This window comes from Isoptericola maris, from assembly GCF_048065335.1.
Classification (GTDB): Bacteria; Actinomycetota; Actinomycetes; order Actinomycetales; family Cellulomonadaceae; genus Isoptericola; species Isoptericola rhizosphaerae.
Window position 1 is genome coordinate 21,983 of sequence record NZ_JBLUNY010000010.1, and the last position, 19,904, is coordinate 41,886.

At 72.7% G+C, this 19,904-nt stretch carries 18 protein-coding genes; 11 read left to right on the top strand and 7 right to left on the bottom strand.

Annotation, left to right across the window (positions count from 1 at the left end):
- Positions 1-31: 31 nt before the first annotated feature.
- From ACH5HR_RS13995 to ACH5HR_RS14010, 4 genes are all read left to right on the top strand, one after another.
- Positions 32-2,188, top strand: coding sequence for a gluzincin family metallopeptidase (locus ACH5HR_RS13995; protein ID WP_416478389.1), 2,157 nt, complete (start codon positions 32-34; stop codon positions 2,186-2,188).
- A gap of 197 nt (positions 2,189-2,385) precedes the next feature.
- Positions 2,386-2,928, top strand: coding sequence for a hypothetical protein (locus tag ACH5HR_RS14000; protein WP_402377076.1), 543 nt, complete (start codon positions 2,386-2,388; stop codon positions 2,926-2,928).
- Between the two features lie 100 nt (positions 2,929-3,028).
- Positions 3,029-3,949 (top strand): universal stress protein, encoded by a 921-nt coding sequence (locus ACH5HR_RS14005; RefSeq protein WP_402377073.1) that lies wholly within the window; start codon positions 3,029-3,031, stop codon positions 3,947-3,949.
- Between the two features lie 27 nt (positions 3,950-3,976).
- Positions 3,977-4,624, top strand: coding sequence for a response regulator (locus ACH5HR_RS14010; protein WP_402377070.1), 648 nt, complete (start codon positions 3,977-3,979; stop codon positions 4,622-4,624).
- A gap of 36 nt (positions 4,625-4,660) precedes the next feature.
- On the opposite strand, the gene ACH5HR_RS14015 is transcribed toward ACH5HR_RS14010, so the two are convergent.
- On the bottom strand, positions 4,661-6,286 hold the full coding sequence (locus ACH5HR_RS14015; protein ID WP_402377068.1) for a sensor histidine kinase: 1,626 nt from the start codon (positions 6,284-6,286) through the stop codon (positions 4,661-4,663).
- A gap of 127 nt (positions 6,287-6,413) precedes the next feature.
- Between ACH5HR_RS14015 and ACH5HR_RS14020 the strand changes: the two genes are divergently transcribed.
- A complete protein-coding gene (locus ACH5HR_RS14020) occupies positions 6,414-7,331 on the top strand; it encodes a universal stress protein (RefSeq protein WP_416478392.1) in 918 nt (305 codons plus the stop codon).
- A gap of 45 nt (positions 7,332-7,376) precedes the next feature.
- Here the strand turns inward: ACH5HR_RS14020 and ACH5HR_RS14025 are convergent, their stop codons facing one another.
- From ACH5HR_RS14025 to erm, 3 genes are read right to left on the bottom strand one after another with little or no spacing between them, the layout of a single operon-like run.
- On the bottom strand, positions 7,377-7,937 hold the full coding sequence (locus tag ACH5HR_RS14025) for a GNAT family N-acetyltransferase (protein ID WP_416478394.1): 561 nt from the start codon (positions 7,935-7,937) through the stop codon (positions 7,377-7,379).
- Between the two features lie 14 nt (positions 7,938-7,951).
- Positions 7,952-8,533 (bottom strand): 1-acyl-sn-glycerol-3-phosphate acyltransferase, encoded by a 582-nt coding sequence (locus ACH5HR_RS14030; protein WP_402377059.1) that lies wholly within the window; start codon positions 8,531-8,533, stop codon positions 7,952-7,954.
- A 38-nt stretch (positions 8,534-8,571) separates the two neighbouring features.
- The gene (gene erm / locus ACH5HR_RS14035; protein WP_416478396.1) at positions 8,572-9,339 is read right to left on the bottom strand and encodes a 23S ribosomal RNA methyltransferase Erm; all 768 of its coding nucleotides are present in this window, start codon (positions 9,337-9,339) and stop codon (positions 8,572-8,574) included.
- A gap of 281 nt (positions 9,340-9,620) precedes the next feature.
- On the opposite strand from erm, the gene ACH5HR_RS14040 reads away from it, so the two are divergent.
- Entirely contained in the window at positions 9,621-10,289 is a 669-nt protein-coding gene (locus ACH5HR_RS14040; protein ID WP_416478398.1) for an O-methyltransferase, read from the top strand.
- 29 nt (positions 10,290-10,318) lie between these two features.
- Here the strand turns inward: ACH5HR_RS14040 and ACH5HR_RS14045 are convergent, their stop codons facing one another.
- Positions 10,319-11,542 carry a glycosyltransferase gene (locus ACH5HR_RS14045; protein ID WP_416478400.1) on the bottom strand — a complete coding sequence of 408 codons (1,224 nt, stop codon included), beginning with the start codon at positions 11,540-11,542 and terminating at the stop codon, positions 10,319-10,321.
- Between the two features lie 61 nt (positions 11,543-11,603).
- Here ACH5HR_RS14045 and ACH5HR_RS14050 point away from each other — a divergent pair, with 61 nt between their 5' ends.
- The gene (locus ACH5HR_RS14050; RefSeq protein WP_416478402.1) at positions 11,604-12,032 is read left to right on the top strand and encodes a YfbO family protein; all 429 of its coding nucleotides are present in this window, start codon (positions 11,604-11,606) and stop codon (positions 12,030-12,032) included.
- Positions 12,033-12,034: 2 nt separating this feature from the next.
- Here ACH5HR_RS14050 and ACH5HR_RS14055 read toward each other — a convergent pair whose 3' ends face one another.
- Positions 12,035-13,678 carry a tetratricopeptide repeat protein gene (locus ACH5HR_RS14055; protein WP_416478404.1) on the bottom strand — a complete coding sequence of 548 codons (1,644 nt, stop codon included), beginning with the start codon at positions 13,676-13,678 and terminating at the stop codon, positions 12,035-12,037.
- An 11-nt stretch (positions 13,679-13,689) separates the two neighbouring features.
- On the bottom strand, positions 13,690-14,994 hold the full coding sequence (locus ACH5HR_RS14060; protein ID WP_416478406.1) for an AAA family ATPase: 1,305 nt from the start codon (positions 14,992-14,994) through the stop codon (positions 13,690-13,692).
- A 136-nt stretch (positions 14,995-15,130) separates the two neighbouring features.
- Here ACH5HR_RS14060 and ACH5HR_RS14065 point away from each other — a divergent pair, with 136 nt between their 5' ends.
- The 4 genes from ACH5HR_RS14065 to grpE all read left to right on the top strand — a co-directional run bounded on the left by ACH5HR_RS14065 (position 15,131) and on the right by grpE (position 19,836).
- On the top strand, positions 15,131-15,976 hold the full coding sequence (locus ACH5HR_RS14065) for a PIG-L deacetylase family protein (protein ID WP_416478408.1): 846 nt from the start codon (positions 15,131-15,133) through the stop codon (positions 15,974-15,976).
- Between the two features lie 74 nt (positions 15,977-16,050).
- Positions 16,051-16,983 carry a cold-shock protein gene (locus tag ACH5HR_RS14070; protein WP_416478410.1) on the top strand — a complete coding sequence of 311 codons (933 nt, stop codon included), beginning with the start codon at positions 16,051-16,053 and terminating at the stop codon, positions 16,981-16,983.
- A gap of 319 nt (positions 16,984-17,302) precedes the next feature.
- Positions 17,303-19,183, top strand: a complete 1,881-nt coding sequence (gene dnaK, locus ACH5HR_RS14075) for a molecular chaperone DnaK (protein WP_416478412.1) — start codon at positions 17,303-17,305, stop codon at positions 19,181-19,183.
- A complete protein-coding gene (gene grpE, locus ACH5HR_RS14080) occupies positions 19,180-19,836 on the top strand; it encodes a nucleotide exchange factor GrpE (protein WP_416478414.1) in 657 nt (218 codons plus the stop codon). The genes dnaK and grpE overlap by 4 nt, the downstream gene beginning before the upstream one ends.
- Positions 19,837-19,904 lie beyond the last annotated feature (68 nt).

Sequence of the window (19,904 nt, forward strand, 5' to 3'; positions counted from 1 at the left end):
GTCGTCGGACGAACGACACGACGGAGCAGACGTGGCACGCGCGGACCGGACCCGAACGATCACACCGGGGCGCATGTTCCGCCGAGGGACGACGGCGGTGCTCGCCCTCGCGCTCGGGCTGGGCGGCCTGCTCGTCGCACCGGCGGTGGCCCCACCCGCTGCCGCCGCCAACGGGATCACCGAGGAGTCGCACGCCCGGTTCGTCGTCAAGGGCAAGGGCGCCGTGACGGCGAAGGTCACGACGACGATCACCAACGTGACGCCGGACCGCGGCAACACGTACTACTACTGGGACTCCTACGGCATCGGCGTGCCGACCAGCGCCAAGAACGTGCGGGCCACGAGCGGCGGCTCGTCGCTCACCGTGGACCTCAAGGCCGAGCCCGAGGACCCGAACGTCCAGTGGGCCACCGCGAAGTTCTCGCCGCTGCGCTACGGACGCAGCCGCACCATCGTGTGGACGTACGAGATCGGTGGTGCTCCGATCCGCTCCGACCGGTGGACCCGCGTCGGCCCCGGGTACGGCACCTTCGCCGCGCAGGCCACCGGCGACCCGGGCAGGGTCAGTGTCGAGGTGGTCGTGCCGAAGGCGATGACGTTCGACGCCACCGCCGACTTCACCGCCGAGCAGCAGGGCAAGAAGACCGTGTACTCGCTGGACGAGGCCACCGACGACTGGGGGGTGTGGGCTGCCGTGTCGGTGCGCGATCCCGCCAGAGCGGACGAGAAAAAGGTCACGGTCGGCGACGCCACCCTGACCCTGCAGAGCTTCCCCGGGGACAAGACGTGGCGGAAGTTCGCGGCCGACCGCGTGGCCGTCGGCATGCCCGTCCTGGAATCGTTCCTCGGCGCGCCGTGGCCCGGCCGCATCGAGGTCATCCGCGAGGACGTCTCCCCGCAGGTGCTCGGCTACGCGTGGTTCGACGACGCGGGGGACGAGATCGTCCTGGGCGAGGAGCTCGACGAGGCCACCCTCTTCCACGAGCTGGGCCACGCCTGGTTCGACGACGAGCGGTTCGACGGCCGCTGGCTCTACGAAGGGCTGACCGAGACCACGGCGTACCGCGTGATCGCCGCCGTCGACGGCGAGGGCAAGCCCCGCAAGGCCCCGAAGCGGCAGGCTGCCGGCGCCCTGCCGCTGCTCGACTGGACCGAGTCCACGCGCGAGCTCGACACCGAGACGTACGCCTACGCGGCCGCGTACACCGCCGTGCACGGGCTGTTGGGCGACCTCGACGACGAGCAGTTCACCGCGGTCGTCTCGGCCGCCTACGCCGGCGAGGGCGCCTACGAACAGCCGGGTGACACCCGCAGGAACCACGGGCGGGTGGACTGGCAGCGGTTCCTCGACCTCGTCGCCGAACGGGGTGGCGTGGACGGGACGAAGGCCTACGAGAAGTGGGTCGTCGACGGCGCCGGGGCGGCCCTGCTCGGTCAGCGCACCGACGCCCGTGCGGCCTACGCGGACCTCGACGAGGCCGACGGCGCGTGGCAGGTGCCGCTGGGCCTGCGGCGGGACATGACGGACTGGAAGTTCGACGAGGCCGCGGACGCGGTGGCTGCGCTCGACCCCCTCGCACCGCAGGCGGTCGCCGTCCAGCAGGCTGCGGAGACGACCGGCCTCGACGTCCCGGAGACGGTGCGCGCCGCGTACGAGGACGCCGGCACCGAAGCCCACTACACCGAGCTCGCGACGCTGCTCCCGCAGGCCGCCACCACGATAGAGCAGGTCAGCGAGGCGTCCGGGGCCGTCGCCGCGGACAGCGGCCCGGTCACCGAGCTCGGCGAGTCGTTGCTCGACGCCGAGTCCACGGCGCAGAAGGCGCGGACCGCTCTCGCGGCCGGAGAGCTCGACCGGGCGGCGGCGCTCGCGGACGAGACCTCCGAACAGGCCGATCGCGCGCTGTGGATCGGCCTGGCCGCGATCGTCGCCGGGCTGCTCCTGCTCGCCCTCCTCGTGCTCGTGCCGGTGCTGCTGGTGCCGCGCCGCCGTCGTCGGCGTGCGGCACGGCTGACGGCGCCCCAGGTGGTGGCGGTCATCCCCGCCCCCGGCGTGACGACGGACGGCGTGACGACGGACGGTGCGGCGCCCCAGGACGCGGCGCCGGAGGACGCCGGGGTTGCGGAGGACGTGGACCAGACGGCCGACGACGGCACTGACGGAGCGAAGACGCCCGTCGGCAGCTGAGAGCGCGGGGTGCGGCGACGCTCTCTCGGCGCCCCGCGTGTCCTGATCGGGACCTTTGGCCCGCCGATCAGGGTCGACGTACCCCCAGGTGAGGGCCGTTCCCCCCTGCCGTGGCGCGGTGCTCGGTGGAGATGCTGGTCTCGTCGCCCGGAGATGACCGGGCAGCGAGGGCCGGGCTCCCGGCCGAAGGAGGAACCATGACCACCACCGTCCGGGACACGCAGGGCGTCCCCACCGCACCGGCTCGCACCGGGCTCTCGCCCGTCGCTGCGATCACGTTCGCGGTGCTCCGGCTGCTCATCGCCTTCCAGTTCCTGTGGGCCTTCGCGGACAAGACGTTCGGTCTGGGACTGGCGACACCGGCCGAGAACGCCTGGATCTCCGGTGGTTCGCCGACGGAGGGCTTCCTGAGCCACGTCGAGGGCCCGTTCGCCGGGTTCTTCGGGGCGCTGGCCGGGGTCGCCGTCATCGACTGGCTGTTCATGCTCGGCCTGCTCGGCATCGGCCTGGCGCTCGCGCTCGGCATCGGGATGCGGGTCGCCGCCGTCTCGGGTGCCCTGCTGCTGGTCATGATGTGGATGGCTGCCCTGCCGATCGACACCAACCCGTTCCTGGACGACCACCTCATCGAGGCCGTCGCCCTGATCGGCCTGGCCGCCGTCGCCGCCGGCGACACGTTCGGTCTCGGGCGCCGCTGGGCAGCGACAGACCTGGTCAAGCGTTACCCGGTCCTGCGCTGAGCGCGTCGCGGGATCGTCCGCGTCGACCGCCTCGAGGCCGTCCCTGGCCTCGAGGTCGTCGGTGCCACACCATGGAAGTACAGCGACCGAGGAGGACGTGATGAGCAAGCGTCACGGAGTAGTCGTCGGCGTCGACGGCTCGACGGACAGCAACCAGGCGCTCTACTGGGCGGCGGCCGAGGCCGTCCGCCGCAAGGCACCTCTGACGGTGGTGAGCGCGTACGACGTCGCGACCGTCCCGGGCGCCACGGGCTACGGCATCGGTCCCGACGCGATGCGAGAGGAGGCCGCCGCGGTCGTCGGACGGGCTGCCGAGCACCTGACGAAGGCCCGCGAGGAGTGTGCGAGCCAGGTGCCGGAGGCGGACGACATCAGCTGGGAGACGGTCAGCGGTTCGGCAGCGGGCGCGCTCGTCGACCGCTCGGCGACCAGCGCTCTCGTCGTCGTCGGCCGGCGCGGCCTGAACGCCTTCGACCGGGTCGTCCTGGGGTCCGTCTCCGGGGTCGTGTCGGCCAGGGCGAGGGGGCCGGTGGCCATCGTGCCGTTCGACCCCGTCGCGGCCGACTCGGACTGCCCGGGCGACGTCATCGCAGCGGTGTGGCGGGTTGTGGCGGCCGTCGACTTCGACGAGCACCTGGGTCGCGTCCTCGACGTCGCGTTCGAGGAGGCCCAGCACGCCGGCGTCCCGCTGCTGCTCGTCCACGCGCTGCGCTCGGAGTTCATCGCCGGACCGTACGCGATGGAGACCGCCTGGGCGCACGAGAACGCGAGCGACGTGACGGCTCGTCTGCGCGAGGAGCTGGACGCCTGGCAGCAGAAGTACCCGGACGTGCAGTGGACCGTCGAGACGGCACGCGGGTCGATCGTCGACGTGCTGGCCCGCCGGCTGAGCCGGCACGACCTGGCGGTGATCGGGGGCCGTCCGCACGCCCCGATCCTCGGGCGGATCTTCCGGTCGGACGCCGACCGTCTCGGCCGGGACGTCGAGTGCCCGATCATCGTGGCGCACGAGCAGCGCTGACCGCCTCGCACGCGTAGCGTGACCGCCATGAGCGAACAGACGGTGCGGGTCTTCCTCGTGGACGACCACGAGGTGGTGCGCCGCGGCGTCGCCGACCTCCTCGAGGCCGAGCCGGACCTCGAGGTCGTCGGCGAGGCGGGGTCGGCTGCCGAGGCGCTGGCCCGGATCCCGGCCCTGCGGCCGGACGTTGCCGTGCTGGACGTCCGGCTGCCCGACGGCGACGGCGTGAGCGTCTGCCGGGAGCTGCGATCCGGCACCGACGTGGCCTGCCTGATGCTCACGTCGTTCGACGACGACGAGGCGCTGTTCGACGCGATCCTGGCCGGGGCCGCCGGCTACGTCCTCAAGCAGGTGCGCGGCAGCGACCTGCTGTCGGCGATCCGGACGGTCGCGGCGGGCGGGTCGACGCTCGACCCGCGGGCGGCCCGGCTGGTCATGGAGCGCATGCGTGCGCAGGACCATCCCGCGGCGGACCCGCTCGGGGACCTCACCGCGCAGGAACGCCGCGTCCTGGCGCTGATCGGCCAAGGGCTCACGAACCGGCAGATCGGCGCCGAGCTGTACCTCGCCGAGAAGACGGTCAAGAACTACGTCTCCAGCGTTCTGGCGAAGCTCGGCCTGGAGCGCCGCGTCCAGGCGGCCGTGCTCTCGACCCGCCTCGAGCAGCACCCGTGAGCGCAGCACCTGAGACAGCGGCCGCCGACGGCGCAGCTACCGGTTCAGCGGGACGCGCCAGCGCAGCGTGGTGCCCGGCCGGGTCCGTTCGACGCTGAACGTCCCGTCCAGCTCGGCGGCACGGCGCTCGAGGTTCGCCAGGCCGCTGCGCGGGGCGTCAGCGGGGATCCCGCGGCCGTCGTCGGACACCGTGAGGACGACGTCGTCGCCCGCGACGAGCTCGACGCCGACACGGCGTGCCGCGGCGTGGCGGGCGACGTTGGACAGCGCCTCCCGCAGCACCGCCACGAGGTGGTCCGCCATGGTCGTCGGCACCAACGTGTCCACCGGTCCGGCCATGTGCAGCGCCGGGGTGAAGCCCAGGGTGCGGGAGGCGGCGTCGGCCTCGGCGACGAGACGGGCGCGCAGGCCGACACGCCGCACCGCGCCCGTGGAGGGCTGCAGGCCGCGGATCGTGGTGCGGATCAGGCTGATCGTCTCGTCCAGGTCGGTGACGGCACGGGTGACCCGGTCGGCGTCGGCCGCCGCGTCGGGCCGGTCCTGCAGCCGTCGGCCGACCCCCTCCAGCGACAGGCCGGTGGCGTACAGGCGCTGGATCGCCAGGTCGTGCAGGTCCCGCGCGATGCGGTCCCGGTCGCGGACGACGGCGAGCCGTTCGGCGTCGTGACGTCGTTCGGCGAGCTCCAGGGCGAGCGCCGCCTGGGACGCGAACGCGGACAGCGCGTCGATGACCACCCGGGGGAACGCCTGCGTGCCGAGCCGTCGCCCGACGGTCAGGACGCCGGACGTCCTGCCAGGGCCGCCGAGCGGCAGCGCGGCGAGCGGCCCGACGACGCTCGGCGGGTTGAACGAGAGCGTCTGCCGACGGTCGGACGCGGCGTCAGGAGTGACGACCGGCCGGCCGGAGGTGTAGGCCTCCGCGGCGAACGTGCCCTCGACGGGGACGAGCGTGCCCACCAGGCCCTCGGTGCCGGGACCGTGCGCCGAGCGCACCCGGAGGTGGCCGTCCGCGTCTCCGCTGACGGTGACCAGCACCGCGACGTCCGCAGCGGCGACCTGCAGCGCCTCCTGGGCGACGGCGTCGAGCACGAGCTCGGGCGGGTCGCCCTCGAGCACCCGGCGGGAGATCTCGTCGTTGCCGTGCGCCCATCGCTCCCGCAACGTCGCCTCGCTGTAGAGCCGGGAGTTCTCGACGGCGACGCTCGCGGCAGAGGCCAGGGCCTCGACGAGATGCTGGTCCTCGGGGGTGAACTCGCCCTCGCCCCGCTTGTCGGTGAGGTAGAGGTTGCCGAACGGGTTGCCGTGCACCCGCAGGGGGACCCCGAGGAACGACCGCATCGGCGGGTGGTTCGCCGGGAACCCGACCGAGCGTGGATCCGCGCTCAGGTCGGGCAGCCGCACGGGGACCGGGTGCCGGATCAGCTCTCCGAGGAGACCCTTTCCGCGCGGGTAGGGGCCGATGGCCTGGATCTCCTCCTCGCTCAGCCCCACGGTGATGAACTGGGCGATCTGGCCGTCGTCCCCGACGATGCCGAGGGCGGCGTAGCGGGCGTCGACCATGTCCGCCGCCGCCTGGACGACGCGATGCAGGGTCCCCTCCAGCTCGAGACCGCGGCCGACGGACAGCACCGCCTCGAGCAGGACGTCCGCGTCGTCGGTCATGGGTTCACGGTAGCGGCGTCCGAGCTGTCCGGCCCGGGACCTTCGGCCTCCCCGGAGGGGGCGGGTGCCCCTGCCGCGGACCCGTGCCGCTGTGGCGTACTGGAGTCCTGGAGCGGAGGAGGACGCCATGAGCACCATGCGGTACGGAGTCGTCGTCGGGATCGACGGATCGCCGGCGGGCGAGCAGGCCATGGAGTGGGCGGCTGCCGAGGCGGTGCGTCGCCGGACCGGGCTGACGGTGCTCACCGCCTACGAGGTCACCACGGTGCCCTACGTCGACGGCTACGGGCTCGGCCCCGCGGCTCGGCGCGCCGAGGCGCAGGACGTGGGCGACAAGGCGCTGGACCACCTGGCGGACGCGCGCCGGCAGCGACCCGGGCTCGTGCCGGACGCCGCCGACGTCGACGTAGAGGTCGTCGAGGGTGCGGCCGCCGGGGTGCTCGTCGAGCGCTCGGCCGCGGCCGAGCTGGTCGTCGTGGGCAGGCGCGGCCTGCACGCCGTCGACCGGCTGGTGCTGGGCTCGGTGTCCGCAGCGGTCTCGGCGATGGCGCGGGGAGCGGTCGCGGTGGTGCCGATCGATCCCGTCGCGCAGCGGTCCGCGTGCCCGGCCGACGCCGTCGGGCCGGTGTGGCGGGTCGTCGCCGCCGTGGACTTCGACGACCACCTCGGCCGGGTGCTCGACCTGGCCTTCGACGAGGCCCGGCACGCCGCGGCACCGCTCGTGGCCATCCATGCGCTGGCACAGAGCTTCGTCGCCGGGCCGTATGCCGCGGCGGGGGCCTGGGTGCACCAGTACGAAGACGAGGCGATCGCCAGTCTGCACGAGGAGATGCGGCGCTGGGCGGAGAAGTACCCGACCGTGCAGTGGTCGGTCGAGGTAGCGCACGGCACGACGATCGACGTCCTGACCCCCCGCCTCGGCCGCCACGACCTGATCGTGGTCGGAGGGCGCAGGCACACGCCGATCACGGGCCGGATCCTGCGCTCGGTGGCCGACCGGCTGACCCGGGACGTGTCCTGCCCCGTCATCGTGGCGCACGGCTAGCGACGGCGCCGGCAGGACTCCGACCTGGCGGTCCTCCTGCGGAAGTCAGGCGCGGTTCGTGCCGGTCGCAGGCAGGATCCGCTGGAACAGCAGGTGATCCTGCCACTCGCCCGCGATGCGCAGGTACTGCGGAGCCGTGCCGATGCGCTCGAACCCGGCACGCTCCAGCACGCGCTGGGACGCCGTGTTGTGAGGGAGCGTCGCCGCCTGCAGGCGGTGCAGCCCGAGGTCGTCGCGGGCGAGAGCGACCGTGGCGTGCACCGCCGCGGACATGATCCCGCGGCCGGCCAGACCGACGTCGACCCAGTAGCCCAGGTGACCGTTCTGGAACACGCCCCCGACGACGTCGTTGACGTTGACCCGGCCGACGATCTCACCGCTGCGTTCCAGGACGAGCGGCCACTGCCGCCCGGCCTCGTGCTCGCGGAGCCCGGCGAAGACCTGCGCGGTCTGGCGCTCGGCCGTGAAGAACGCCTCGGTCCGCGCCGGCTCCCACGGCGCCAGGTGATCGCGGTTGCGGGAGTAGGCGTCGGCGAGAGCAGCTCCGTCGCCGGGCCGCAGCAGCCGCAGGGTGACGCCGTCGTGCAGGGAGAACGGGAGCGGCATGAGGGCGAGCCTATCTACCCGCCCTCGGACTCCGAGCGCAGCCGCGGTTCGGTGCGCAGCTCAGGGTTGTAGCCGGCCTTGTCGGCGTAGAAGGTGCGGATGCGGTCCATGTCGGCTCCGACGTCACCGGTCAGCTCCAGCGTGGGCCCCAGCCCGGTGGTCATCGTGGTGCGGTCCACGTAGCCGAGGGTGACCGGCAGCCCGGCCTCCTGGGCGATGCGGTAGAAGCCGGACTTCCAGCCGTCGCCCGAACGGGTGCCCTCCGGCGTGACGACCAGGTGGAAGACCTCGCCCCGGGAGACGTGGTCCAGGACGTCGACCACCACGCGCGACGGGTCGCGGCGGTCGACGGGGATGCCGCCCAGCCGCCGCATGACCGGCCCCTTCCAGCCGCTGAACAGCGTGTGCTTGCCCAGCCAGCGGATGTCCATGCCGAGCCGCCACGAGATGGCGAGCATCAGCACGAAGTCCCAGTTCGAGGTGTGCGGAGCGCCGATGAGGATTCCCGCCCGGTCAGGGACCGGCTCGCTGCGGAGGGTCCACCGGCTGATCCGCCAGAAGAGGCCTGCGACGGCGCGGCGCAACGAGGTGAGCATCGTGCGAGTTTAGTCGCGCGGCGCCGCCGCGGTACGCCCTACCGGGCTCGGAGCGAGCGCCAGAGGTGAGCCCAGTGCCCCGGAGCCAGGTCGCGCGGCAGCGCCCTGGCTGCCACGCCGCAGGCGGCCAGCAGCGCGTGCGCCTCGCGGCGAGGCGTCCTGGTGGCGCCGGCGGCGACGTCGGCCAGGGTGCGGCCTCGCCCCGTGAAGACCCGACGGACGAACGCCTCGTAGGCGTTGCGCTCGCGGGCCGGGACGAGCGGTTCCGAGCGGCGGGCCACGGCCAGCAGGCCGCCGTCGGCCCCCGGGACAGGCCGGAAGTGGCGGGCCGGGACCCGGCCGTGCAGCGTGAACGTGAACCACGGCCCGGCTTGCGCCGTCATCATCGTCGTCCCGCCCACACCGGCCCGCTTGCGGGCCACCTCCCACTGGGTGAGCAGGACGGCGTGCTCCCAGCTGTCGCGGGAGAGGAGGCGCCGCAGCACGGGGGTGGTGACGTGGAACGGGACGTTGCTGACCACGACCGGCCGGTCGAGAGGGTGGCGCAGCACGTCCGCGTGCTCGACGTGCACGTCCGGCAGGCGGCGTCGCAGTCGCCGGACGAGGTGCTCGTCGAGATCGATCGCGGTCAGGTCGCGGCCGAGCCGGGCCAGCGGGACGGTGAGGGCACCGTCGCCGGCCCCGATCTCGAGGACCGGGCCGTCGGTGGCGGCGACGAGACCGACGATGCGGTCGATGGTGGGGCGGTGGACGAGGAAGTTCTGGCCGAGCTCATGGCGGCCGCCATGGCGGGAACGGGTAGACACGGGTGCGCTCCGAGCGAGAGATGCGGAGCACCCCGACGAGCGTCAGGGCATGACGAGATGACGCGCGGCCGGGGTGCGAGGACGTCCCGGACGACGGCGCGTGGCGTGGTGGACCCGCGGACGCGCCGTCAGGCGCGGCGGTCGCGGAAGAGCAGCGCCGTCGACGGCGCGCAGCAGAGAGTTCCCATGACGGGGACGGTAGTGCGGAGGCAGCGACGGGATCGAGCGAATTTCCGGGGACGTCCGGGACGGCGGACCGGGCCGTGTGCCAGGATCAGGACATGGCTGCTGACGATGTGTGGACGACCGTCGACGACTACCTGGTGGGCGAGCTGGTCGCAGAGGACGAGGCGCTGGTTGCCGCCCGTGAGCTGGGGCGGGAGCGTGGCCTGCCGCCGATCGAGGTGGCCCCGAACCAGGGGGCGTTCCTCGCCCTCGTGGCGCGGATGGCTGGCGCGCGGCGGGTCCTCGAGCTGGGGACGCTCGCCGGCTACAGCACCATCTGGCTCGCGCGGGCCGTCGGGGCGCACGGGCACGTCACCACCGTCGAGCTCGACCCCCGGCACGCCGAGGTGGCGCAGGAGAACCTTGCGCGGGCCGACGTCGGCGAGCGGGTCGAGATCGCGGTCGGTCCGGCGCTCGACGTGCTGGCCCGTCTCGCCGAGTCCGGCACCGAGCCCTACGACCTCGTGTTCCTCGACGCCGACAAGGCGAACATGGCGGCCTACCTCGAGCTCGCGCTGCGGCTGACACGCTCCGGCAGCGTGATCGTGGGTGACAACGTGGTGCGCCGCGGCGCCGTCGTCGACCCGTCCAGCGACGACCCGAGCGTCCAGGGCTCGCGAGCGTTCCTGCACGCGCTCGGCAACGACCCGCGGCTGGAGGCGACGGCGCTACAGACGGTCGGCTCGAAGGGCTGGGACGGGTTCGCGATCGCGCGCGTGCGCTGAGGTTCGCCGGGGAGCTGCTCACGCGTGCCTCAGGCGAGGCTGCGCTCGACGACCCGGGCTGCCGCCGTCGCGCCGTCCTCGCCCTGATAGGCCTCTCGCACCTCCGCGGCGGCAGTGCGGACGGCCGGGTCGAACAGTGCGCGGTGCACCCCCGTGCGGAAGTCCTGCGTGCCCACCCGCCGCGGCGAGACGACGACGGCGTTGCCGCGCTCCTCGCAGCGGCGCACGTTCCACGTCTGCTCCGGCTGGAGGCCCATGCCGACGAACGGCACGCCCGTCGCGCACGCGGTCTGCACCGTGCCCTGCCCGCCGTGCAGCACGGCGGCGCCGACCAGCCCGCCGAGCCGGTGGGCGGGCAGCAGGTCGGTGACGTGCACGTTCGGCGGCAGGACGTCGTCGTCCCGCAGGTAGTGACGCACGGGCGCGACGACGTTCACCGGCAGGTCGCCGAGCGCTCGCGCCGTTCTCAGCACCAGCGCACGGCTCGCCGACGACCCGAGCCCGAGGTACACCAACGGCTCCGGGGCGGCGGCCAGCTCCTCGACGACAGCCGGCAGCGGCGCGTCGAGGTGGGCGAAGATCGGGCCGACGCGCTCGAAGTCGTCCGGCAGGTCGACGCCCTCGAGCTCCCAGGCCGTCTCGGTGAGCAGGTTGTGGTCGGCCCGGATCAGCTCGGCGACGGTGCGCGGCGCCGGGACTCCGTGCTCCCGGGCGACGGTCGTGAACGCCCGCGGGGCGAGCGGCGCGGAGGTGTAGACCCAGCGGAAGGCCGACGTCGCGACCCGGTCCGCCGCCCGGGCCAGGCCGCTCCGGCCGCGCACGAACCCCATCCGGCGGGTCTGCGCCACCTGCGGCCCGGTCAGCGCGAACGGGACCGGGTAGTACAGCGGGACGCCCTCGGCCCGGGCCGAGAGGAACGACGTGAGGTTCGAGCCGGTCACCATCGCGCGGGCGCCGGTCTCCCGGACGACGCTGCGCTCGACCCGCACGCGCTCGCGGACCAGATCGGTGGTGAACGGGCTGCGCACCGACCGTCCCTGGTCGAACGCGAGCGCCTGGTCCCGTTCGGCACGCGTCCAGGCGGGCTCGCACGCCCGGTAGGGGAACCCGGCGTCGCGGACCAGGTCGACGTAGTCGTGCTCGTAGCCCATGAAGACGGCCGAGTGCGCCGGGTCGAGGGCGCGGGCGACCTGGATCATGCGCGTGGTCTCGGCCAGGTTGAACATCACCGGGCAGAACAGGACGGTGCTCATGCATGCCTCTCGTCGAGGATCAGGTGCAGCGGCGGTGTGCCGGCGCTCTAGCATCGTCCTCGTGATCACTCGTGAAGAGATCCTGGCGCGCGCCGCCGATGGCGGCAACCGGATCCCGCTGCTCACCGTCGCCGAGTTCTTCGACGGCAACGACGTCGAGGACTCGATAGCGCCGAACCAGCACGGCTACGGACGGCCCGGCCTCGCCGAGATCGCCGCTCGGCTGCGGGACCTCGAGGCCGACGACGCCGTGGCGTGGGTGCGGGTGCAGCTGCACGAGGAGATGTTCGAGGACGGCTACGACGACGTCTCGGCGGAGTCGGTGGCGATCTGCACGGCGTTGCCCGCCGGCGTCGTGGACGCGCGCCTCGGTGTGGAGGAGCTGCAGGCGGAACCGGTCTGGGAGGGACTTTCCTACGACCGGGACGAGTTCTGCGAGCTGCCGCCCGTGCCGGACGGGCAGCGGGTGCTGACGCTGGTCTGGGACTGACCTCAGTTCGTCGGTCCGTCCGGGACGTCGAGCTCCGGGAGGTCGGGCACGACGATCTCCGGGATCTCGGGGACCTCCACGTCGAAGGTCGGGATGTCGACCGGCTCGCGCTCCTCCCACTCCTCCATCCGCTCCCGGTTCTCGCGCAGGACGCAGCTGATCCGGGTGTAGCGCGACCCGCTGCACGCCGGTTCCGAGCCACCGGAGCCGGGCGTCGTGACGTACCGACCGTCGGCGTCGTGCTCGTTCGGCAGGACGGGTACGTGCGCGACGGCGACCAGCCCGCCCGCGCCGAGCGCCGCGGTGGTCACGAAGAGGACGACGAGCCCGACGGCGCGGCGCGCACGCAGCCGCCAGACGACCAGGACGCCCGGCAGCAGCCACGCGACGGCGCCGAGAGCGGCGACGGGCAGTGCGTCCGGACGGGCCGCCCCCGCCGCGACCGCCGCGTTGAGCAGGGCGACGAGCCCGACGATCACGGCCCGGCGCGCCGTGGCCGCGCGATAGCTGGCACGCAGCGCGTCGGCGCGGGCGCGTCCCGGCTCCGAGGTGGAGAGGTATCCGGCGCTCCGAGCGTGCCGCAGCATGGTGCCCGGCAGCATGGCCGACCCGGTCCCCGCGACCAGCAGGGTGAGCGCGAGGAGGACGAGGAACCACCGGACGGCGACGGCGTCGCGCAGCCCGAGGAGGGCGGCCAGCGTGAGGACCGAACCCGCCCAGCCCGCGATCAGCGCGGCCGCACCGAGCCGTCCGGACCAGGTGCCGTCCAGCAGGCTGCGGCGCACCAGCACGCGGGGGACGTGGCGCAGCACCGACCAGGTCCGCAGTGCGGAGATGCCGAGCGCGACGGCGAGCACCACCGCCCAGAACCGCAGGGAGACGTGCTGCGAGTCGCTCATCTGCCACGCCACGGCGAGGGCGCTGGTCGTCAGGACGGCGATGGCGGTGTCCATCGGTGCGAGCAGGCGTTGCCAGACGCGCAGGAACAGCACGTAGCCCGCCTCGGCGTGCTCAGGGTTCTGCGCAAGGACCCCGACGAGCGCACGGGAGTGCTGCCCGTCGTCCTCCGAGAGCTGGGCGTCGGCGTAGAGCAGGCCCTCGTGCTGCGGAGCCACCGCCAGTCCTTGGTGAACGAGCGCGCGCGCACGATCGCGTTCCCCGAGCCGTGCGTGGATCGATGCGGCGCCGAGCAGCCGGCTCGGGTTCTCCGGCTCGAGCTCAAGAGCCCGGGCGACCCGGTCCATCGCCAGCTCACGCTCCGGGCGTCGCACGCGACCGCTGGTGAGCACGTCGGCGTGCTGCACGAGGGTCGCGGCGTCGTCGGGCTGCAGCTCGATCGCGCGTTCGACGGCGGCCCGCGCCTCGGCCAGCCGGCTGCGGTTCTGCAGCGCGACGGACAGCAGCACGTGCCCCTGCGCGTCGTCCGGCGAGCTCGCCACGACCTGCTCGAGGATCCGCTGCGCGTCCGCGGAGCGCTGCAGGCGCAGGTGGAGCCACCCCGACGTCAGGTGCAGGCGGGGGTCGTCCGGGTGCTCGGCCAGTGCGGCCTCGACGCCCTCGAGCGCCTGCTCGGGCCGGCCGGCGTCGACCAGCATCTCGGCGCGCGTGACGTACCCGCCGACCGGGTCCTGCACGGGCCGGGGCATGGAACCGGTGCTCACAGCATCCGGCGCGACCGCAGGTACGCCCCCAGCTCGTCGTAGCGCCCGTCGTTGTTGGCGAACGACACGACGTTCCGCGCGGAGTGCAGCCACGCCGTCGTCGACGGCCGCACCTCGGCCAAGGCGGACCGCACGTCGTCCATCGTGATCGGCCGGATCTCGCCCGAGGCGATCGAGTCCATCATCGCCTTCTCGGCGGCCGAGGCGCACAGGTGCTCCAGGTCGGCGCCGGAGAACCCGTCGGTCTGGTCCACGATCGTGGACAACGAGATCCCGGCGATCGGTCGACCCTCCAGGTAGTGGCGCAGGATCGACTCGCGCGCCGGTGCGTCCGGCGGGAGCACGAGGACCATGCGATCGAACCTGCCGGGGCGCAGCAGGGCGCTGTCGACGTCCCAGGGGTGGTTCGTCGCGCCGAGGACGAACAGGCCGTCGTTGTCGGACCCCATGCCGTCCATCTCCTGCAGGAGCTGGTTCACGACCGTCCGCATCCCCGACGACCCCGTGTACTGTGTGCGCTTCCCGCCGATCGCGTCGACCTCGTCGAGGAAGAGGACGGCGGGTGCCAGCTCCCGAGCCCGTTGGAACAGCGCGTGCAGGTTCTGCTCGCTCTCCCCGATGTACTTGTCGAGGATGTCCGCGAGCGTCACCGTGAGGAAGCGCGCGCCCAGCTCACCGGCCACCGCACGGGCCATGAACGTCTTGCCCGTCCCGGGAGGGCCGTACAGCAGCAGCCCGCCGCGCAGGGACTTGCCGAACGCCCGGGCTATCGACTGGTTGCGCATCGGCTCGAGGAAGGCCTCGCGGATGCGCTTCTTCACAGGCTCCAGGCCACCGACGTCGTCCAGCGTGATCGTCTCGCGAGACATCTCGAGCAGGCCCTCGGCCGAGGGGGCGTCGTCGTGCACGGGGACGGGGGACGGCTCGCCGCTCGTGCCGGCAGGAGCGTCCTCCACGAACGGTCGCGGGACGTCGACGCCCAGCTCCGCCTCCACCCGCTCCCAGTCGAAGCCGTGAGCCTCCGACGACGCTGCTTCCGGAGCGGGTTCCGGAGCGGGTTCCGGAGCGGGTGCCGGCTCCGGCGTGGCCGGCGTCCGCTTCGTCAGAGCGCTCGCGGCCTCGGTGACGAGGGCCAGGGCATCACCGTCGGCGGGGTCGAGGCGCAGGGCCGTGCTGGCGTTCTCGAGCGCCTCCGCGGGGCGGTCGTGCAGGAGGAGGAGCCGTGCGTACTGGACGCGCAACGGTGCGTCGTCGGGGGCGGCCTGCACGGCGACAGCCATGTGCTCCAGGATGTCGGACACGGGAGGTCTCCTCGGCTGGCTGCAGAAAGCGGGGGCACCGGACAGTTGGGGATGCTACCGCTCACCTCCCGGCGCCGGCCGGTAGCATGCGTCGACCCGTCGCCGTCGACGGGGCCGTAGCCTTGAAGGAGCACCCGTGCGCAAGAGCCGCATCGCGCTGATCGTCGTCGTCTCCGTCGTGGTCCTCCTGCTCGTCGGGGCGATCGTGGCGGGCCGCTCCCTGTTCGCCATGCCGACCGCGACCAAGGTCGACTCCGTCGTCGGCGAGCTGGACGGCGAGCGCGTGCTCGGCGTCTTCGCCCACCCGGACGACGAGCAGACCGTCAACGGCCTGTTCTGGCGTGCGAAGGACCTGGACGGTGCCTACACGGCGATGGTCACCGCGACGCGGGGCGAGGCCGGGGAGCAGGTGCCGGTCGTCGCGCGGCAGGGCGACCTCGGTGCCGTCCGCGAGGCGGAGGCGTTGAAGAACAGCTTCAACCTCGGTGTCGACGAGCACGAGGTGTGGGACTACCCGGACGGCGGGGTGCCCGACGTCGACGAGGAGGAGCTCGTCGAGCGGCTGGCCGCGACCATGCGACGCGTCCGGCCGGACGTGGTGGTCGGATTCTGGCCGGCGTCCGGCGCGACGGGGCACCTCGACCACAGGGAGATGGGTCGCGTCACGGAGCTGGCGATCGCCCGGCTCGCCGAGGAGGGCGGCTCATACCGGGGGCCCGACCACCTCGTCTACACCATCAGCCCGACGAAGGCGCTCGAGATGTTCGGCGGCGAGCAGGGGCGGCTGGTCGTGGAGAACCAACCCGACCCCGAGTACGCCATGTCGGCCGAGGTCGGCAAGAAGAAGGAAGGCTGGAAGATCCACGCGTCCCAGGAGGACTACCTGCAGGCGTCGTACGGACTGCCCACCTGGTTGGTCTATCTGCTGTGGGACCAGGAGTTCTACCACGTGCGGGACCTCGTCGCGGACCCTCTCGCCTGACCGGGCGCACCCGGCCGCGGCGCTCTCGGGGGACACTGGACCACAGCAATGTCTGTTGAGTTGAGGAGTTCTAGGTGCCCCAGGGGACAGTTCGATGGTTCGACGCCGACCGAGGGTTCGGCTTCATCGACCTCGGGAACGACGGCGATGACCTGTTCGTGCACGCGTCCGAGATCGTCGGCGACGACGGTCCGAAGCTGCTCCGAGAGGGGCAGTCCGTCGAGTTCGAGGTGGGCGAGGGCGACCGCGGCCCGCAGGCGCGCCGCGTCCGAGTCACGGGAGACCGGGCCGCCGACGCCCCCGTGGGCGTGCTCGGCACCGTCAGCTGGTACGAGCCCGCCAAGGGGTACGGGTTCGTCACGCCCGACGACGGGCGCGAGATCTTCGTGCACAGCTCGGCCATCGTCACCGGCGGTGTGATCTCGGAGGGTCAGCGGGTGGCGTTCCTCGTCGTCGACGGCGAGAAGGGGCCGCAGGCGGACCACCTGCTCCCGCTCGGGGCCCAGGCCGCCGCGGACGCCGGGACCTCTGACGGCGCGGACGGGACAGTGACCTTCTACGACGGCACCAAGGGCTTCGGGTTCATCGTCCCCGACGCGGGCGGTGAGGACGTCTTCGTCCACGCCAAGGCGCTCGCGGGCGGGCTGACCGAGCTGGTCGAAGGCGCCCGCGTGACGTACGACGTCGTCGCCGGCGACAAGGGGCCGAACGCTCGCCACGTGCAGCTCGTGCGGGGTTCCGGGGGTGCACGCGGGGGCGCGGACCGGGGTCGGTCGAACCGTCCCGCGGGATCGGGCGCGCCGGTGCGCGGCGGCGAGGGCACGGTCGCGCGCTACGACGCGGACCGCGGCTTCGGTTTCATCTCGCCCGACTCCGGGGGCGCCGACCTGTTCGTGCACGTGTCGGTCGTGCGGGGCGACGAGGTCCTCGAGGAGGGCGACCGGGTCCGGTTCAAGGTGCGGCAGAGCGACCGGGGCCCGCAGGCCGACGGCGTCGAGCTGATCTGAGCGGGCGGTCGCGGCTCATCCCCGCCGCGGCTTCGGGAGGGCGGTGGGCTGGATGCCCGGCACGAGCCGGTCCATCATCTGCAGCAGCGCCGACGCCTGGTAGACCTCGGCGGAACCGTCCGCCGGAGGGTTCGAGGATGCCGACGTCTGCGCGTTCGCTCAGAGCGAACGGCCCGTTCCGCCTGCGGGAACATACGCGCCGCGCGCAAGGTTGAGTCAGGCAGGCTCAAGTTTGACGCCGCTGGCTGGACACTCGCGGCACCGCGTCCTAAGTTGAGTGCAGACGACTCAATCCACGTCACGAAGGAGAGCAACCACCATGGCTCGTGCAGTCGGCATCGACCTCGGAACCACCAACTCGGTGGTCGCCGTCCTGGAGGGCGGCGAGCCCACCGTCATCGCGAACGCCGAGGGCGCTCGCACCACCCCGTCCGTCGTCGCGTTCTCCAAGAACGGCGAAGTCCTCGTGGGTGAGGTCGCCAAGCGGCAGGCCGTCACCAACGTCGACCGCACCATCGCGTCGGTCAAGCGCCACATGGGCACCGACTGGTCGCAGGAGATCGACGACAAGAAGTACAGCGCGCAGGAGATCTCCGCCCGCGTGCTCGGCAAGCTGAAGCGCGACGCCGAGGAGTACCTGGGCGAGCCCGTCACCGACGCGGTCATCACCGTCCCGGCGTACTTCAACGACGCCGAGCGCCAGGCGACGAAGGACGCCGGGCAGATCGCCGGCCTCAACGTGCAGCGCATCGTCAACGAGCCGACCGCCGCGGCCCTCGCCTACGGCCTCGACCGGGGCAAGGAGGACGAGCTCATCCTCGTCTTCGACCTCGGTGGCGGCACGTTCGACGTCTCCCTGCTCGAGGTGGGCAAGGACGAGGACGACTTCTCCACGATCCAGGTCCGCGCCACCTCCGGTGACAACCGGCTCGGTGGTGACGACTGGGACCAGCGCGTCGTCGAGCACCTCATCAAGCAGGTGAAGAACTCCTCGGGCGTCGACCTGTCCAAGGACAAGATCGCCCTGCAGCGTCTGCGCGAGGCGGCCGAGCAGGCCAAGAAGGAGCTCTCGTCCGCGACGAGCACCAACATCTCGATGCAGTACCTCTCGATGAGCGAGAACGGGCCCGTCCACCTGGACGAGAAGCTGACCCGCGCGCAGTTCCAGCAGATGACGCAGGACCTCATCGACCGCACCAAGGAGCCGTTCCACGCCGTCATCCGGGACGCGGGCGTCTCCATCTCGGAGATCGACCACGTGGTCCTCGTCGGCGGCTCCACCCGCATGCCGGCCGTGGCCGACGTCGTGCGTGAGCTCACCGGTGGCAAGGAGCCCAACAAGGGCGTCAACCCGGACGAGGTCGTCGCCGTCGGCGCTGCCCTGCAGGCCGGTGTCATCGGTGGTGAGCGCAAGGACATCCTGCTCATCGACGTCACCCCGCTGTCCCTCGGCATCGAGACCAAGGGCGGCGTGATGACCAAGCTCATCGAGCGCAACACGGCGATCCCGACCAAGCGGAGCGAGATCTTCTCCACGGCCGAGGACAACCAGCCGTCGGTGGCGATCCAGGTCTTCCAGGGCGAGCGCGAGTTCACCCGGGACAACAAGCCGCTGGGCACGTTCGAGCTGACCGGCATCGCGCCGGCGCCGCGCGGCGTCCCCCAGATCGAGGTCACCTTCGACATCGACGCGAACGGCATCGTGCACGTGTCCGCCAGTGACCGCGGCACGGGTACCGAGCAGTCGATGAAGATCACCGGTGGGTCGGCCCTCCCGCAGGAGGACATCGACCGGATGGTCAAGGAGGCGGAGGAGCACGCCGAGGAGGACAAGAAGCGTCGCGAGGAGGCCGAGACCCGCAACCAGGCGGAGTCCTTCGCCTACTCGATGGAGAAGCAGGTCGCGGACAACCGCGACAAGCTCCCCGCCGACGTCGTCTCCGAGGTCGAGGCGGACATCGCCGCCGTCAAGACCGCCCTGGAGGGCGAGGACGCCGACGCCGTCAAGACCGCCTACGAGAAGCTCGGGACGTCCTCGCAGAAGATCGGTGAGGCGATCTACTCGGCCGAGCAGGCCGCGGGCGCCGGTGCGGACGGTGCGCCGGCGGACGGCGCCACGCCGGAGTCCGAGAACTCCGACGAGGACGTCGTCGACGCCGAGATCGTCGACGACGAGGACGACAAGAAGGACGCCAAGTGACGCCCGACGAGACGCAGGGAACCCCCGAGCAGCCCGAGGAGGGCCGCTCGGGGGACACCCCCTTCCAGTTCCGGGACAAGCGCAAGGTCGACCCCACCTCGGGCGAGAAGCGTCCGGAGGCCACGCCGTCGGACGCGGCCGACGGCGCGGGTGCGGCGGCCGACGCCGGCGACCCGCTGGAGGCGCTCGACTTCGAGCCCTCGGGCGAGGCGGTCGAGGACTCCGAGCTGCTGCGGGCCAAGGCTCAGGCGGCGGAGAACCTCGACGCCCTGCAGCGGGAGCGCGCGAGCTTCACGAACTACCGCAACCGGGCGCTGCGCGACCAGGAGGTCGCGCGGACCCAGGGCACGCAGGACGTGCTCGTCGCGCTGCTGCCGGTCCTCGACGACATCGAGCGTGCCAAGCAGCACGCCGAGCTGTCGGGCCCGATGGCGGCCATCGCGGAGAAGCTCGACGCGTCGCTGACGAAGTTCGGCATCGAGCGGTTCGGCCGCGTGGGCGAGGAGTTCGACCCCACGCTGCACGAGGCGCTGATGCACAACGCGGACGCCGAGGTCGAGGTCGCCACGATCAACCTGGTGATCGAGCCGGGCTACCGCATCGGTGACAAGGTGGTCCGCGCCGCCCGCGTAGGCGTCGTCGGACCCGAGTGATCGTTGTGGGGGGGGGGTGTTTTGGGCGCAAACCCCCCACCCACGCCCCACCCCCCCCCCAAACCCCC